14 protein-coding genes and 2 tRNA genes are annotated in these 16,502 nt (G+C 50.5%); 10 read left to right on the top strand and 6 right to left on the bottom strand.

What is annotated here, in order from left to right; translation table 11 throughout:
• Nucleotides 1–150: 150 nt before the first annotated feature.
• A complete protein-coding gene (locus SAMA_RS09460) occupies nt 151–1,005 on the bottom strand; it encodes a MurR/RpiR family transcriptional regulator (protein WP_011759926.1) in 855 nt (284 codons plus the stop codon).
• 312 nt (nt 1,006–1,317) lie between these two features.
• On the opposite strand from SAMA_RS09460, the gene zwf reads away from it, so the two are divergent.
• Genes zwf through SAMA_RS09440 form a run of 4 tightly spaced genes read left to right on the top strand, consistent with a single transcriptional unit; the run spans nt 1,318 to nt 6,001 of the window.
• The gene (gene zwf / locus SAMA_RS09455; RefSeq protein WP_011759925.1) at nt 1,318–2,790 is read left to right on the top strand and encodes a glucose-6-phosphate dehydrogenase; all 1,473 of its coding nucleotides are present in this window, start codon (nt 1,318–1,320) and stop codon (nt 2,788–2,790) included.
• Nucleotides 2,791–2,800: 10 nt separating this feature from the next.
• Nucleotides 2,801–3,499, top strand: coding sequence for a 6-phosphogluconolactonase (gene pgl / locus SAMA_RS09450; RefSeq protein WP_011759924.1), 699 nt, complete (start codon nt 2,801–2,803; stop codon nt 3,497–3,499).
• Between the two features lie 11 nt (nt 3,500–3,510).
• On the top strand, nt 3,511–5,337 hold the full coding sequence (gene edd, locus SAMA_RS09445) for a phosphogluconate dehydratase (RefSeq protein WP_011759923.1): 1,827 nt from the start codon (nt 3,511–3,513) through the stop codon (nt 5,335–5,337).
• A 19-nt stretch (nt 5,338–5,356) separates the two neighbouring features.
• Nucleotides 5,357–6,001 carry a bifunctional 4-hydroxy-2-oxoglutarate aldolase/2-dehydro-3-deoxy-phosphogluconate aldolase gene (locus tag SAMA_RS09440; protein ID WP_011759922.1) on the top strand — a complete coding sequence of 215 codons (645 nt, stop codon included), beginning with the start codon at nt 5,357–5,359 and terminating at the stop codon, nt 5,999–6,001.
• A gap of 357 nt (nt 6,002–6,358) precedes the next feature.
• On the opposite strand, the gene gap is transcribed toward SAMA_RS09440, so the two are convergent.
• Both gap and SAMA_RS09430 read right to left on the bottom strand, forming a co-directional pair.
• Nucleotides 6,359–7,372: a type I glyceraldehyde-3-phosphate dehydrogenase gene (gene gap, locus SAMA_RS09435; protein ID WP_011759921.1), complete on the bottom strand. Its 1,014-nt coding sequence runs from the start codon at nt 7,370–7,372 to the stop codon at nt 6,359–6,361.
• A 151-nt stretch (nt 7,373–7,523) separates the two neighbouring features.
• Complete coding sequence (locus SAMA_RS09430; RefSeq protein WP_011759920.1) at nt 7,524–8,393, bottom strand: DUF2989 domain-containing protein; 870 nt, start codon at nt 8,391–8,393, stop codon at nt 7,524–7,526.
• 222 nt (nt 8,394–8,615) lie between these two features.
• Here SAMA_RS09430 and SAMA_RS09425 point away from each other — a divergent pair, with 222 nt between their 5' ends.
• The 4 genes from SAMA_RS09425 to SAMA_RS09410 all read left to right on the top strand — a co-directional run bounded on the left by SAMA_RS09425 (nt 8,616) and on the right by SAMA_RS09410 (nt 11,758).
• Entirely contained in the window at nt 8,616–10,055 is a 1,440-nt protein-coding gene (locus SAMA_RS09425) for a glyceraldehyde-3-phosphate dehydrogenase (RefSeq protein ID WP_011759919.1), read from the top strand.
• A gap of 156 nt (nt 10,056–10,211) precedes the next feature.
• Nucleotides 10,212–10,287: transfer RNA gene (locus SAMA_RS09420), tRNA-Gly, on the top strand.
• Nucleotides 10,288–10,307: 20 nt separating this feature from the next.
• Nucleotides 10,308–10,381, top strand: a tRNA-Cys gene (locus SAMA_RS09415).
• 183 nt (nt 10,382–10,564) lie between these two features.
• Nucleotides 10,565–11,758 carry an amino acid aminotransferase gene (locus SAMA_RS09410; RefSeq protein ID WP_011759918.1) on the top strand — a complete coding sequence of 398 codons (1,194 nt, stop codon included), beginning with the start codon at nt 10,565–10,567 and terminating at the stop codon, nt 11,756–11,758.
• Between the two features lie 72 nt (nt 11,759–11,830).
• On the opposite strand, the gene yvcK is transcribed toward SAMA_RS09410, so the two are convergent.
• Entirely contained in the window at nt 11,831–12,739 is a 909-nt protein-coding gene (gene yvcK / locus SAMA_RS09405) for a uridine diphosphate-N-acetylglucosamine-binding protein YvcK (protein WP_011759917.1), read from the bottom strand.
• A gap of 169 nt (nt 12,740–12,908) precedes the next feature.
• Between yvcK and SAMA_RS09400 the strand changes: the two genes are divergently transcribed.
• Complete coding sequence (locus tag SAMA_RS09400; RefSeq protein ID WP_157608322.1) at nt 12,909–13,832, top strand: glucosaminidase domain-containing protein; 924 nt, start codon at nt 12,909–12,911, stop codon at nt 13,830–13,832.
• A 4-nt stretch (nt 13,833–13,836) separates the two neighbouring features.
• Nucleotides 13,837–14,370, top strand: coding sequence for a DUF2987 domain-containing protein (locus SAMA_RS09395; protein ID WP_232280481.1), 534 nt, complete (start codon nt 13,837–13,839; stop codon nt 14,368–14,370).
• 109 nt (nt 14,371–14,479) lie between these two features.
• Here SAMA_RS09395 and ttcA read toward each other — a convergent pair whose 3' ends face one another.
• Nucleotides 14,480–15,439, bottom strand: a complete 960-nt coding sequence (gene ttcA, locus SAMA_RS09390; protein WP_011759914.1) for a tRNA 2-thiocytidine(32) synthetase TtcA — start codon at nt 15,437–15,439, stop codon at nt 14,480–14,482.
• A gap of 68 nt (nt 15,440–15,507) precedes the next feature.
• Nucleotides 15,508–16,440, bottom strand: a complete 933-nt coding sequence (gene uspE / locus SAMA_RS09385) for a universal stress protein UspE (RefSeq protein ID WP_011759913.1) — start codon at nt 16,438–16,440, stop codon at nt 15,508–15,510.
• Nucleotides 16,441–16,502 lie beyond the last annotated feature (62 nt).

Genomic DNA, 16,502 nt, shown 5'->3' with positions numbered 1-16,502 from the left:
TATATTAACAGACATTGGCGCATTATGTAGGAAAGTTACAAACAAAATGATCTATCTCAAGCTTTTTATTTTTGTGAGAAACCGCCGGTTTTAGGCGGGTAAATGGTAGCCAGCACTGTGTCTGACTACCAAATTTGGGTTGGAATCAACTTACAGGATCGGGTCTTTATTGATCCGGGATTCTTTCAATGCTTCTTTTACGCGCTTCAGGCTGTCCCTGAATCTTGGACCGCGTCTTAAGGTAAATCCAGTTGCGAGTACATCAATTACGACCAATTGTGCAAGGCGGGACGCCATTGGCAGGTACATATCAGTATCTTCCGGCACCTCCATGGTGACCGACAAGGTACATTCAACTGATAAGGGTGAGTTTCTGGCGGTAATGCCTATCACGGCTGCGCCATTTTCGCGAGCAAGTCTTGCTATATCAATCAGTGACTTGGTGCGGCCAGTGTGAGAGATAAGCACCACTACGTCACCTTCGTTACTGTTAATGCAACTCATGCGCTGCATCAACACATCATCGAAACAAATGACAGGTACATTGAAGCGGAAAAATTTGTTTTGCGCATCGTGGGCCACAGCAGCCGAAGCGCCAAGGCCGAAGAACGAAATAGTTTTGGCCTGTGTCAGAATATCTACTGCTTTATTGATCGCCTGCATGTCGAGGCTTTGACGTGCAGTATCAAGGGAAGCCATTGAAGATTCGAAGATTTTAGTGGTGTAAGACTCTGGCGAGTCATCTTCTTCCACGTGTCTGCTGACATAGGGTGTGCCGTTGGCAAGACTTTGGGCCAGATGTAACTTAAAATCAGGAAAGCCCTTGGTATCAAGGCGACGGCAGAAACGGTTAACCGTAGGCTCACTCACATCGGCCATTTTGGCCAGGGTAGCGATACTGGAGTGAATCGCAGTTTGGGGAGAGGCCAGAATCACTTCGGCAACTTTGCGTTCTGACTTGCTGAATTGGTTTAGACTTTTCTGGACCTTTTCTAGGGTATTCATACGCGTACGTCCGCTATTGATGAAGGTGTTATTTTTTTATTTTCTGATCACAGCGTTTCAATTTGCTGCCTGGATCACAAAGTGGTTTGCCGCTTACAGTTTTCGCGGTGATTTCACACCAACTTATTACTGCCAACAGTAATTTAAGCACAAAAATAATAACAGAATTCTTGTTTAACTGCCTAGTAAGACGGTGTAGACGAATTTGCAAAATATGGATGCATAAATCAGATTCTGTTGTTATATTACAACAAAAGGGCTTCTGGCCGTCCAGCATACGGCGAAGCCGATTACAAAGGAGAGCTTGCAGCAATGGGCAATACAACATCAGGGGCAAAAGCTTGTGATTTTGTCCTTTTCGGTACCAAAGGTGACCTGGCGAGGCGCAAACTGCTTCCCTCTTTATACCAATTGGATAAGGCAACACTGCTTCACAACGACACCAAGATCATCGGTGTTGCCAAAGATGCATTCTCTACTGAAGAATTTCGTGAGCTGGTTAAGACGGCACTGACCACCTTCGTTAAAGATCCCCTCTGCGAAACCACTATCGAAAGATTCGTCAGCCGCTGCCATTATGTCGGTACCAATTTCACCGAGTCAGAAGGGTACAGTGCATTCCATGAGCTGCTTGAACCTGAAAAGCGGGTCATGGTTAATTACTTTGCTACTCCTCCTGCCATTTTCGGCGATATCTGCCGCTGTCTGCACGAACAAAATCTGATTTTCCCCGATACCCGCGTTGTCCTAGAAAAGCCAATTGGCTCAGATCTCGAATCTTCCCGAGTTATCAATAACCAGGTATCTCAATACTTCAATGAGAACCAGGTTTATCGCATCGACCATTACCTGGGTAAAGAAACGGTACAAAACCTGATTGCACTGCGTTTTGCCAACTCACTCTTTGCGTCCAAATGGGATAACCGCACTATCGATCATGTGCAGATTACCGTTGCAGAAGAAGTGGGTATTGAAGGTCGTTGGGGTTATTTCGATAAAGCCGGCCAGATGCGGGACATGATCCAAAACCACCTGTTACAGGTGCTAACACTGGTCGCCATGGATCCACCCGTAAACCTGGATGCCGACTCTATCCGTGATGAAAAGGTAAAGGTGCTTAAGTCGCTGCGCCCAATCAACATGGATAACGTCAACGAAAACACGGTACGTGGCCAATACTCTGCGGGTTTCCTGAAGGGCAGCCCGGTTCCAGGCTATCTCGAGGAAGAAGGCGCAAACGTTAATTCCAATACCGAGACCTTTGTGGCACTGCGTGTGGATATTGACAACTGGCGCTGGGCCGGTGTGCCATTTTATCTGCGCAGTGGCAAACGTATGCCGTTCAAAAGTTCAGAAATTGTGGTGCATTTTAAAAATCCACCGCACAACCTGTATCGCTCCAGTTACCGTAATCTGCCACCGAACAAATTGACCATTCGTCTGCAACCCCATGAAGGTGTTGAAATTCAGATGATGAACAAGGTGCCGGGTCTGGAGCAAAAGACGCGTCTGCAAACCACCAAGTTAGATCTCAGCTTCTCTGACACCTTTAAAAACGAGCGCATTGCCGATGCGTACGAACGTCTGCTGCTGGAAGCCATGCTCGGTAACCAGGCGCTGTTCGTTCGCCGCGACGAAGTAGAGCAGGCCTGGACCTGGGTTGATGGCATCATTCAGGCGTGGGAAGCGGGTAACGAAAGACCGAAAGCCTATCCTGCGGGCACCTGGGGGCCGGTGGCCTCGGTAGCGCTCATCACCAAAGATGGGCGTTCCTGGGATGAATAAGGAGGCCAAGGTGCTGAAAGAAGCGGTATTCAAATCATTCGATAACACTGATTCGCTGGAAACCCAGTTGGCAGACCGTATCGCGCGCCAACTGCAGGATGCGGTGGATGCCCGCGGCAAGGCGAGCCTGGTGGTAAGTGGCGGCTCCACGCCGCTCAAACTGTTCAAGGCCTTGTCCAATAAAGCCATCGACTGGAACGAGGTCTTTGTTACGCTCGCCGATGAGCGCTGGGTAGACAACGCCCATAAGGACTCCAACGAGCGTCTGGTGCGTGAAAATTTGCTGCAAAACCGTGCCGCATCAGCCAAATTTCGCGGCCTTAAAAATATGTTTGCCAGTGCAGAAGAGGGCGCAGCCATGACTTCTGAACATCTGGCCAACGTGCCACGCCCGTTCGATGTGGTTGTATTGGGGATGGGCAACGATGGACACACCTGTTCCTGGTTCCCATGCTCTGACGACCTGATGCGGGCACTGGACAGTGACGCTTTGTGTGAAGCCGTGACACCAAGAACGGCGCCACATGAGCGGATCACTCTGACCAAAAAAGCGATTCTCAACAGCCGCCAAATCTATTTGCATCTGGTGGGCGAACAAAAGCTCAGCGTCTATCGTCAGGCGCTCGAAAGCGACGATATAAAAGCGATGCCAATTCGAGTGGTATTGGGTCAACACAAAACCCCGGTCGACGTGTATTGGAGCGCTTAAGGAGGCAAGTTATGCACCCCGTAGTCAAATCGGTGACCGACAGGATCATCGAACGCAGTAAAGAAAGTCGCAGTGCTTATCTGGCCGCGCTGCAGGAAGCCCGCAGTGGAAAGGTTCATCGCTCTGCCTTGAGTTGCGGCAACCTGGCCCATGGTTTCGCCGCCTGTGGCGCAGAAGATAAACAGTCGCTGCGCCAACTCACCAAGGTCAATATTGGCATTGTGACTGCGTTTAACGACATGTTGTCTGCCCATCAGCCTTATGAACATTATCCTGAGCTGCTCAAAGCCGCCTGTAATGAAGTAGGCAGTGTTGCCCAGGTGGCCGGTGGCGTACCCGCCATGTGTGACGGTGTAACTCAGGGCCAACCCGGGATGGAGCTGTCGCTGCTGTCCCGTGAGGTGATAGCCATGGCGACCGCCGTAGGCTTATCCCACAACATGTTTGATGGCGCGCTGCTGCTTGGGGTGTGTGACAAAATCGTGCCCGGCTTGCTGATTGGTGCAATGAGTTTTGGCCACCTTCCAATGCTGTTTGTACCTGCGGGGCCCATGCGCTCAGGCATTCCCAATAAGGAAAAAGCCCGTGTGCGTCAAAAATTCGCTGAGGGTAAGGTGGACCGCGAAGCCTTGCTCGAAGCCGAGGCAAGCTCTTATCACAGTGCCGGTACCTGTACCTTCTATGGTACTGCCAACTCCAATCAACTGGTGCTCGAGGTGATGGGGCTGCAACTGCCAGGCTCATCCTTTGTGAACCCGGACGACCCACTGCGAACCGAACTCAGCAAAATGGCCGCCAAGCAGGTTTGTCGCCTGACCGAAAACGGGCTGCAGTATTCACCCATAGGTGAGATAGTCAACGAAAAATCCGTGGTTAACGGCATAGTTGCGCTGCTTGCCACCGGAGGTTCAACCAACCTGACCATGCACATAGTGGCTGCGGCCAGGGCCGCCGGTATCATCATCAACTGGGATGACTTTTCCGAGCTGTCTGATGCCGTTCCTCTGCTGGCCCGTGTTTATCCCAACGGTCACGCGGATATCAATCACTTCCATGCGGCGGGCGGTATGGCCTTCCTGATGAAAGAACTGCTGGATGCAGGTCTTATCCACGAAGATGTCAATACAGTGGCAGGCTACGGTCTGCGCCGTTACACCCAGGAGCCAAGACTCATTGATGGTCAGCTCACCTGGGTTGATGGTCCTGTTACCAGTCTGGACCAAGAGGTACTGCGCGGTGTTGCAGAGCCATTCCAGTCAAATGGCGGCCTTAAACTGATGAAAGGCAACCTTGGTCGCGCCGTTATCAAAGTCTCGGCAGTCCAGGAGCAGCATCGTATCGTCGAAGCCCCAGCGGTGGTCATTGATGATCAGAACAAACTGGATGCCCTCTTTAAAGCCGGTGAGCTTGATAGAGACTGTGTGGTTGTGGTGAAAGGTCAGGGACCCAAAGCTAATGGCATGCCTGAGCTGCACAAACTAACCCCCATCCTGGGTACCTTGCAGGACCGCGGTTTTAAAGTGGCGTTGATGACCGATGGTCGTATGTCCGGTGCATCAGGCAAAGTACCTGCGGCAATCCACCTTACGCCTGAGGCTCTGGATGGCGGTCTTATCGCCAAGGTTCAGGACGGTGACCTTATCCGTATCAATGCCATTACCGGTGAACTGTCCTTGCTGGTCTCGGCTCCCGAGCTTGAAAGCCGCACTGCCGCACCGGTGGAATTAAGAAAGTCCCGTTATGGCATGGGCAGGGAACTTTTCGGCGCGCTCAGACAAAATCTCAGCAGTCCCGAAACCGGTGCCCGTTGCACCGAAGCAATCGATGAACTTTATTGAGCCTGAAAGGATACAACCGATGTCTGAGAATAACTGGTCTTTACAACCACAAGATATTTTTAAGCGCAGTCCGATTGTGCCTGTTATGGTGATCAATAAGTTGGAGCATGCGGTGCCGCTGGCGAAAGCTCTGGTAGCCGGTGGTATCAGCGTACTGGAGGTCACGCTGCGCACGTCCTGTGCACTGGATGCTATCAGTAAAATCGCCGCTGAAGTACCAGAAGCCCTCGTGGGTGCAGGAACCATACTCAACGAAGAGCAACTTCGTCAGGCAGTAGAGGCTGGCGCGCAGTTTATCATCACCCCCGGTGCGTATCCTGAGCTCCTTAAAACCGCCATGGAAGGTACGGTTCCACTCATTCCAGGTGTTGCCAGTATTTCTGAAGTGATGGCCGGCATGGCGCTTGGGTATCGTCACTTTAAGTTTTTCCCGGCTGAAGCCTCAGGTGGCGTTAATGCCCTCAAAGCCTTCCAGGGGCCACTGGCCGACATTCGTTTTTGCCCGACCGGCGGCATCACACCGTCAAGCTACCGTGATTATCTGGCGTTGAAGAACGTGGATTGCATTGGCGGCAGCTGGATTGCCCCCACAGATGCAATGGAAGCAGGCGACTGGGATAGGATCACCAGCCTGTGTAAAGAAGCGCTGGCTGGCCTCAACTAACCTAACCTAACCTAAACAAAGAAAGCCTCGCTAATGCGGGGCTTTTTTATCTTCCAATCAGGCGCCTATCCCTTTAAAAAGATGAATGCATTAAGGTCATACAAATGGAGGGGAGGGCAAACGGGTGACCCGTAATATTTAAAATGACCTCCTATAAGGAACAGAGTGATCCCACGCCCCCTTCGGCTGGGCTTAATTTGGGTGTCCACTGAAGTATCCGGTAGATACAAGGCAAACGGCGCTTGTTGCAACATGTGCATGGGATCCTGCAAGTGAGGATAACAGGCTAATCGATGAGTTTACCGATAGCAGACAACAAAAAAGGCCCCTAAGGGCCTTCTTCACTATCAGAACGTTTTATTTGGCGTTCATCAATGCAACGGCGTTGTCCAGCATACGGTTGCTGAAGCCCCACTCGTTGTCGTACCAAGCCATCACTTTCACCAGACGACCACTCACTCGGGTTTGGGTTGCGTCAAAGTTGGAAGAATAGGCGTTATGGTTGAAGTCGATAGACACCAGAGGCTCTTTGTTTACCGCCAGAACCTGACTCAGAACTTCATCGGCAGCCAGTGCTTTTTCGATGATGTCATTCACTTCGGCTACTGTGGTGTCACGAGAGGCGATGAATGACAGGTCAACAAGAGACACGTTCACAGTAGGTACGCGAACCGCCAGACCATCGAACTTGCCTTGCAGCTCAGGAACCACCAGACCTACGGCAGCTGCAGCGCCAGTCTTGGTTGGGATCATGGACATGGCAGCAGCACGGGCTCGGCGCAGGTCGCTGTGATACACGTCAGACAGACGCTGGTCGTTGGTGTAGGCGTGGATGGTGGTCATCAGGCCTGACTCAATACCAATGGCATCGTTAAGTGGCTTGGCAAAAGGCGCCAGGCAGTTGGTAGTACATGACGCGTTAGAGATAACTGTCATGTCACTGGTCAAGACCTGCTGGTTAACACCGTAAACTACGGTGGCGTCCACGTTCTTGCCGGGGGCTGAGATGATGACTTTCTTGGCACCGGCATTCAGGTGTGGCTGTACGGCTTCTTTGGAAGTGAAGATACCGGTACATTCAAATACCACATCAACCTTGAGGTCGGCCCATGGTAGCTTGGCTGGGTCACGCTCAGAGAAGGTGAGGATTTTGTCGCCGTTGACGTAAATGGCTTCTGCATCGTTTTCAACTTTGGCGTTAAAACGACCGTGTACAGAGTCGTATTTGGTCAGGTGAGCATTGATGGAGGCGTCGCCGAGATCGTTGATGGCAACGATTTCGATTGGGTAGTCTTTGTCGCTTTCGTACAGAGCACGCAGTACGTTGCGGCCGATACGGCCATAGCCGTTAATTGCTACGCGGATAGTCATTTCATATCCCTCAGTGATTATAAACGATATCTGGTAGTAAAATTACCAAATTGTTCGATTTCGTCAAGTTAAATCCCAGTTTTAACCCGTTTTTCACCTCAAGAATCGTTATATTTTTACATCGGTCTCGCTTTTTGAAAAATCAGGGCAGTCAATCCTGTGCTAAAGGAGCGACTGGCTCGATTTTTGCCCGTTCTGTATCTATCTCGGCCCTCAGGCGTTTCTCAATCGCACTACCGGCAAAATTTCCGGAACTGACCGCTTTGGCCAACTGTTCTGCTTCGCTATCAAGCATGGCCGCCTTGGTCTTATCGCCCGTCAGCAGCGCCAGCATTTGCGCCTCATTAACGCTTTGCTTGGTCAGCGCTATGTTGGCCCTGGAGTAAAGGTAACTGCCGTCTAAATCGCCGAGAGTGCGTGAGGCTGTGGCAAGCCCAAGTAACCAGTCCGGATCAAGATGGTCTGCATCGACCATGCCCAGCACATCAAGGTACAGTTTTTTGGCTCGGGCGGCGTCAGTCTTCAGGTAGTAAATCGCCAGCTTGGATAAAAGCTCCGGATCAGAAATCTGTCCTTCCTTTTCGGCTTTGATGAGCACGGCAAGACTTTTCGCGTCGTCGAGTCGGGACCAGTGGTAGTAGGCGAGGTAAGGATCTTGGCTGCCCTTGGTGGATTCCTGTAATTCTTCCAGGTTCTGCACACTTATACCAAAGGCGCGTAGTCTGTCATTGGTGCGCTGAACGTTAACCTTGTGTTGTACCCCTGAAGCCAACTCAATGCATTTTGAATACACCTCGAGAAATCTGAGCTGGTCGTAAATTTGTTTACCTGTGGGGTTGGGGGTAGTTTTCAGGATGAAACGCTGGCGGATAAGGTCCCCTTTCTCATATCGGCACCAACTGTCTTTATGCAGGTCTTCGCAAAGTTCAGGATTATTTTTACAGATCGTGTCTGAGTTTCGGCCATTATCACAGCCAAAAAGCACAAAAGCACCGGTGACAAATGCAAATGATGTAAACATTACAAAAAAAGGTCGTTGTCTATGACTTTTCACTGTGTTTTCTCTAATAAAATTACAAACTTAGCGAAAATATCTTTCTGGCAAGGCGGTGGAAGTTTCATTACAATAGCGCCGACCTGAAATGGGACCTGGGTCCCGGATAAAACTGATTATGGTCGTTTCTGTTTGTTACTCAAACCTTTCTGTAAATAAATATAGAAAAGTGAGATAAAGGACCTGTACATGAGTGCTGATAAACACCTGCAAAGCTGGCAAGAAAGATTTGAACTGGCCGAGGCCATGCAACCTCTGCTGGGTAAACTGTATCGCAACCAAGGTGTAGAAGTTGTTGTCTATGGCAAGCCTCTGCTGAACGCCTCTACCATTGATATTATCAAGGCTCACCGTCTGGTGCGTCGCCACGTGGGTGACAAACTGCGTTTGCGCGAAAGCTTCCCCTTTATTGAGGTGCTGAGCAAGCTGGCAGTGAAGCAGTGTAAAGTTGATATCGGCAAACTCGCCGTTAACTACTGGCGTAACCACAGCGACGCCAGCGAAATAGAAGCCTATATGGCCTCAGAACTTGCCAGCGCCATTGATCACGCTGATGAAGTAGAACCAAGAGACGTGGTTCTTTACGGTTTCGGTCGTATTGGCCGTCTGTTGGCGCGTCTGCTGATTGAACGTACTGGCCGCAGCAACAAACTGCGTCTGCGTGCCATCGTTATCCGTGGCGGCCGTGCTGGCGATCTGGAGAAGCGTGCAAGCCTGTTGCGCCGTGATTCAGTTCATGGTCCTTTCAACGGTTCTGTTGAAATCGATGAAGAAAACAATGCCTTGATTGCCAACGGTACCTACATCCAAATCATCTATGCCAACGGCCCGGAAGAAGTGGATTACACCAAGTATGGTATTAAAGATGCGTTGGTTGTAGACAACACTGGTGTGTGGAAAGACGAAGCAGGTCTTGGACTGCACCTGAAGAGCCCAGGAGCTGCCAAGGTACTGCTCACTGCGCCTGCCAAAGGTAACATCAAGAACATCGTATTCGGTGTGAATGATAACGATATTCTCGATGAAGACACTATCGTCTCTGCCGCATCTTGCACCACCAACGCCATCACCCCGGTGCTTAAGGCCATCAACGATAAGTACGGTATCGAAAACGGTCATGTGGAAACCATCCACTCATATACCAACGACCAGAACCTGATTGATAACTACCATAAGGCCGATCGCCGTGGTCGCAGCGCCCCGCTGAACATGGTTATCACTGAAACCGGTGCTGCCAAGGCCGTTGCCAAGGCGCTGCCTGTGCTGGCTGGTCGTTTGACCGGTAACGCTATTCGTGTTCCGACGCCAAACGTGTCAATGGCCATTCTGAGCCTGAACCTGAACAGCGAAACCAGCAAAGATGATATCAACGACTATCTGCTGGACGTCGCGTTGCATTCACCACTGCAAAACCAGATTGATTTCACCAACTCCACTGAAATCGTGTCCAGCGACCTGGTTGGCTCTCGTTACGCCGGTGTAGTGGACTCACAGGCCACCATCGCTGACGGTAAGCGTGCCATTCTGTATGTTTGGTATGACAACGAGTTTGGTTACAGCTGCCAGGTAGTAGGCGTGATGCAGAAAATGCTGGGTCTGAATCACCAGTCTCTGCCTCTGTCTGAATAACGAAAAAGCGCAGTAAAAGCCCGGCTATGCCGGGCTTTTTTATGGGTAGCACAATAATGCAGCATACGGACTGACAATAGTAAAAAAGCCATTGACTGAGAAGGGTAACAAGGTAGAATGCAACTCGCTGACGGGAACACCGTCACCCCAAGAGACGCGACATTAGCTCAGTTGGTAGAGCGATACCTTGCCAAGGTATAGGTCATCGGTTCGAACCCGATATGTCGCTCCAGCTTCTCAAGGGACCAATAAGGCGCGATGGCAGAATGGCTATGCTGCGGATTGCAAATCCGTCGATCTCGGTTCGACTCCGGGTCGCGCCTCCACTTTAAAGCTCCAAAAACCTCAGCTTCACCAATCTAATATCATCACACTTTTATCGCATTTTTTGATGAATGTTCATCTATTAAAGATTTTCATCGAGAATCTTTAGCCAGCGCTACATTACGATTAGCAGCAATGCTATAAATATGCGGTTTTCATTACTTCCATTCTAAAGGATAGATCCCATGATATTTTCCCAGGTTGTACCCGCACCCGCCGATCCGATTTTAGGTCTGACCGATGCCTTCAAGGCTGATCCCAGGACCGATAAAGTCAATCTTGGGGTTGGGATCTATAAAGACGAAGCAGGGCAGACCCCGGTACTAAAGTCGGTGAAGCAAGCTGAAGCCATCCTGCTCGCTGAAGAGAACACCAAAAACTATCTGGGGATTGAGGGCGTAACCTTGTATAACAAGGTTGTCCAGGAGCTGCTCTTTGGTGCAACCCACACAGTCACCAACCAAGAACGGGCGGTGACAGCACAGGCTCCGGGTGGTACCGGCGCGCTGCGTGTTGCGGCAGAGTTTGTGGTACGAAACACACCAAGCCGGGTGATCTGGGTGAGTAATCCAACCTGGGCGAACCATCAAAACATTTTTGAAACGGCAGGCCTCACCACAAAAGAATACGGATACTATGATGCAGCCAACCATGACATCGACTTTGATGCCATGCTGAGGTCACTCGAAGCAGCCAATCAGGGAGATCTGGTGTTATTACACGGCTGCTGTCACAACCCAACCGGAATTGATTTGACGCTCGAGCAATGGCAAAAGGTGGGCGAGCTTTGTGCAGCCAAAGGTCTGGTTCCACTGTTTGATTTTGCCTATCAGGGCTTTGGGCGTGGTATAGAAGAAGACGCGGAAGGTCTGCGTTTGGTCGCATCCATGGTGCCAGAACTGATTATTGCCAATTCTTTCTCCAAAAACTTTGGTCTCTACAACGAGCGCATTGGTGCAGTGACTCTGGTTGCTGCAACGGCAGAGGAAGCCAAGGTGGCATTCAGTCAGGTCAAACGTACCATTCGTGCCAATTATTCGAATCCACCGGCTCACGGTGCACTGATTGTGAGTACGATTTTAAGTCGCCCGGAACTGAAAGCGGCATGGGAGCAAGAATTGGCAGAAATGCGCGAACGTATTGCCGAAATGCGTACTTTGTTCGTTGAGAGTCTCGCAGCAGCCGGTGTAACACAGGACTTTTCATTTATCAGCCGTCAGATGGGGATGTTCAGCTTCTCTGGACTGAATAAGGCGCAGGTGGAAGCCCTCAGAGCTGAACATGGTGTGTACATTGTGGGTTCAGGCAGAATAAGCGTTGCCGGCATGACCAAAACCAATATGCCGGTTATTTGCAGCGCGATTGCAGCAGTGCTCTGATTTTACAAAACAAATTGATGTGAAAAAAAAGGCTGCCAGGTGCAGCCTTTTTTAATCAAACCCCTCTCGTCGCTAGGCTATCAAACGTTTGCGACCCACAGGCGCCATAATGGCTTTGGCAAGCGCCTGAGTATCATGCAAACCTTGATGATGCTTGCTGCGAAGAGGCTGGTAATGACAGATGCCGTCGGTGAATTCCTGTTCAGCGTGACACAAAACCCGGTCAATAACCGGTTTACCTATTAGTTGATGACACCATTCGATACGCTCCTTGAGCGTTAAATGGTTTGCGGCTGAGGAAACCTCTGCGGTGAGGTTATCAATCAAAATCACTTTGGCATTTGCTCGGCGAATTGATGCTGCGACTTTGGGAAGGAGCAGTGCCGGTAAGGTTGACGTCAAAAAGCTTCCCGGGCCGAGCACAATCAAATCCGCTTCTTCGATGGCAAGGCAAGCCTCGTTGGTGGGCTCGACCAGGGGTTCCAGGGACAGGGCAATTGGATGGCTCTCAAGCCTGTCCACATCCAATTCACCAAACACCTTATTGCCGCAGGCCTCCAGTGCAACCAGGTGCGTAGGTTGTTCGGACATGGGGATAAGTTTACATTCTATTTTCAGCATGCCACGGATGAGATTCACTGCGTCCAACGGACGAACACACAGCTGGTCCAGGGCATAGAGGATGAGGTTGCCAAGGTTATGGCCACCGAGCTCCGACTCACCTTCAAATCGATATTCAAAGAGCAAAGAGCCGACAGAGGGTCTATCAGCCAGCTGAGACAGGCAGTTACGAAGATCGCCCCAGGCAATGCAGTCGTGCTGTGCGCGCAGACGACCTGTGGAGCCTCCGTTATCCGTGGTCGCCACAATGCCTGTCAGTCTGGGACCAAGAAATGAAAGACTGGAAAGCACTCGTCCAAGGCCGTGTCCACCACCGATTGCGACGACCTTACGATATTCATTGAATTGCAATATGTCCATATCAGCTTCCTTGATGCATTTACAACACCGACACCCCTTGTCGGTTACATACGCCAACCAGTTTAGGCAAATCGCTCAGATTATACAGTCATAAATTTTGCGATGGGAACAGGATCACATATAATTTTGTCCGCGAACAGCGACTCGCTGCCACAATGAGAGTAACTATTTGAAAACCGGAAAAATATCAACACTTATTCTTGCCTTCGCGCTCTGCTTCATGGTGATTCTGCTTCTGAGAGTCAGCCTGATCCCGGACCTCGAGGAAAAAGGTAAGTCTTTGAGAGTATTACCTATGCTTTCACAGACAACGCGCTTGCCTGATTTCGACGCCTACGCCGACGTGGGTGAGAAAAAGAGTGCATTTTTCGAATTTTTACGTCCGATAGTGCAGGACATCAATCGCGCTACGCTGAAGAAAAGGCGTTTTGTCAGTGAAATAATGCTGAAACTCGAAGCTGGAAAGCCTCTATCAGCAAAGGAACAGCGTCGTTTAGCTGCGTTGGGCGTTGAGTTCGGCGTACTTGAATCAGAACAAATCTCAGAGTGGAACACCACTCAGACCAAACAATTGGCACAGAGCCTCCTAAAACGCATCGATATAATTCCTGAATCGCTAGTGCTGGTGCAGGCCGCGAATGAGAGCGGGTGGGGCAGTTCGCGATTTGCCCGTGAAGGACTGAATCTTTTCGGTCAGTGGTGTTACACCAAGGGCTGCGGCATGGTGCCTTCGGCCAGAGCCCAGGACATGAGTCACGAAGTGACAGTGTTTAATACGGTGGAAGATGCCATTGCCTCTTATATCAATAACCTGAATACACATTCGGCTTATAAACTTTTTCGCGCCATTCGTGCAGAGCAGCGAGCCAAGGGCATAGAACCTGCGGCGGATGCACTGGTGTATGGCCTGGTCAATTATTCCGAGCGACGTGAAGCCTACGTCGATGAATTGCTGCAGATGCTGCGGCACAATAAAGTCTACCTGGAACCTCAAGATGAACCCGAGAATCAAACTCTGTCTGCTGTCCAGTCTGATGCTGTCGGCCCCGGCATTCGCCACGACCGTTTCGTTGGAGTACAGCGGATTTCATGACAGATTGAAGCTGGTTAAAAAGGGCGATTTCCCAAGAACGGAACTTACCTTTTCGGTGCCCATGAAAGAAGGCTGCAAGATAGTGAAGGGCGAAATTACCACTGAGTCTAAACGCTTTCCGCTTACCATTACGGATGACCAGCGGTTGTTTGTGCCCTTTGACGATGATTTAAAGCTGGCAAGGGCGCTGGTTAACATAGAAACAGATGGCGACGCGTCAACGTGTGGGTTAAGCCTGCAAGTAAGAGAGCGGGTTCCCCAAAAGCAGTATTCCGGCGACATGCTTGCGGCACTTAAATCGGAAATGGACAGCTTGCAGGCCTCTTTGCAGGGCTTCCCAATGAAGTACTTTGCCCGCCCTTCAAACGGGATTCGATTTGAGTTTGCCCAAGAAGGTCGGTTAGCCACGGTGGATGGTAGCGAAAAGCGACTGTCAAAAGCGTTTATCCTGACGAGTGAAGAGCTGGACGGTATTTCTCAACTTAGCTTCTCAGACGCACCACAGATAGTCAGCCCTTGGTACGCACAAACCAAATAGCACCAATAGAATTTGCTGATGATGTCCCATGAAAAAGCCCGCTTAACGCGGGCTTTTTTGCGTGTTTTAATGTCACATTCCCCAGTTAGTTTGGAGGGAATGTCAGCTATCAGGGGGTAAAGGTCGATACCACATCGATGCGGGTGCCCTGACGTTTGCTGGCATCGTCCAGATTGATATGACCACTGTTTGCCGTGTCCATAAAGTCAAAGGCGGGCAAATCAGCTTCTGCTACATCACCGCGAAATTCCGCGTTGGGATCCTGTTTGAGCGAGACAAAGTCGAATTGCTCGCGGTCGACGCCCTGGGAAGGTGCAGTATTCTGCATGGCAGTAAAGATGGTTTCAATACGACCAGGATGCTGACGGTCCCACTGCTTAAGCATGTCTTTTACCGCAGCACGCTTGAGGTTTTCCTGAGATCCACAGAGGTTACAGGGAATAATGGGGAACTGCTTCAGCTCGGCATACTCGGCAATGTCTTTTTCGCGGCAATAGGCGAGGGGGCGGATAACCACGTTGGCACCATCGTCCGACAACAGCTTGGGCGGCATGGCTTTCATTTTGCCGCCATAGAACATGTTCAGGAACAGGGTCTCAATAATGTCGTCCCTGTGGTGCCCCAAAGCAATTTTGGTGGCACCAATCCGCTGGGCAAATCCATACAGGGTGCCTCGACGCAGGCGTGAACACAAAGAACAGGTGGTCTTGCCTTCCGGGATCTTGTCTTTAACGATGGAATAAGTGTCTTTCTCAAGAATATGAAAAGGCACACCCAGGGTCTCAAGGTAGGCAGGCAGCACATGCTCAGGGAAGCCTGGCTGCTTCTGATCCAGGTTAACGGCCACAATTTCAAAAGAAACAGGGGCACGTTGCTGCAGATTGATCAGAATATCCAGCATGGCATAGCTGTCTTTGCCACCGGACAGACAGCACATGACTCTGTCACCTTCTTCAATCATGTTGTAATCAGCAATAGCGCTGCCAACTTCGCGGCGAAGTCGCTTTTGAAGTTTGTTGAGGCGGGTAGTTTGTTTCTTGGAAAGTTCGTCTTGCACTACATCTGACATAAAAAAGCGCCCGGTAACCTAGGTTTCAGGGCGCGTATTATTCCAGCTTAGCGGCTTAGGGTAAAGCGTTAGCCTTCCTGAAGCGGTGATTTATATCCATCGGGTTTGATGGCAAGCAGGTCACAGTTAAGGCTGTCGATGACGTGCTCGGCAGTGTTGCCGATAAGCGCGGCGGAGAGGCCGGTACGCCCGACGGTACCTAAAATTACCAGCTCTGCATCGAGATCCACTGCAAGCTCGGGGATAACGTCTTCTGGTAAGCCTTCTTTGACATGGCAAGCCTCAACAGGAATGCCATAACTCGTTGCCAGATACTGCACCCGCTGCTCATGTTGCATGCGAATGGACTCGTTATAGCTGTGGGCGTCGAAGTCAGGCAGTTCGATGGCGAGGTTGACCGGTGTACCTGGATAGCCGTTGACCAAATGTACTTTGGCATCAAACTGAGCAGCCAGGTTCTGTGCGTACTCTATGACTTTGCCGTTAAGCGCCTGGTGCTCTGGATCTTCCGTTGCGACGTTTACGGCACAAAGGATTTTGCCCCCAACAGGCCAGTCGTGCTCTTTCACCAGCAACACGGGAACAGGTGCTTTACGCATCAGGTGCCAGTCGGTGGGGGTGAAGATAACGGCTTTGAGTTTGTCGTGCTCGTGAGTGCCTTTCACAATCAGGTCAAAACCACCTTCAATGGCATAATTGATGATGCTTTCAAACGGGCGGTTGTGCCAAACAACCTGGGTTTGGATATCAATGCCATCCTGGATAAAAGGCGCAATCAGGTCACCAAGCCAGGCAACACGCTGGTCGATAACACCTTTACGCATGGCTTCACGCTCGTGAGCCGACAAAATGGATGTCATCTCGTAGGAAAAATCAAAAATGGACAGGAAAACGGTAATCGAGGCCTGGTTCTTTTCGGCAAGCGCAACAGCGCGCTCCAGAGCAGGCTGCTTGTCTTTGGTAGGGTCAACAACGACCAGTAACTTTTTATATTCCTTCATGGCGGCCTCCTGATTAGCTGTCATTCATCTATCATAATGAACCGGACAGGCTATGCTGCATT

The organism is Shewanella amazonensis SB2B (genome assembly GCF_000015245.1).
GTDB lineage: Bacteria > Pseudomonadota > Gammaproteobacteria > Enterobacterales > Shewanellaceae > Shewanella > Shewanella amazonensis.
This window is presented reverse-complemented; position numbering and strand designations above follow the sequence as displayed.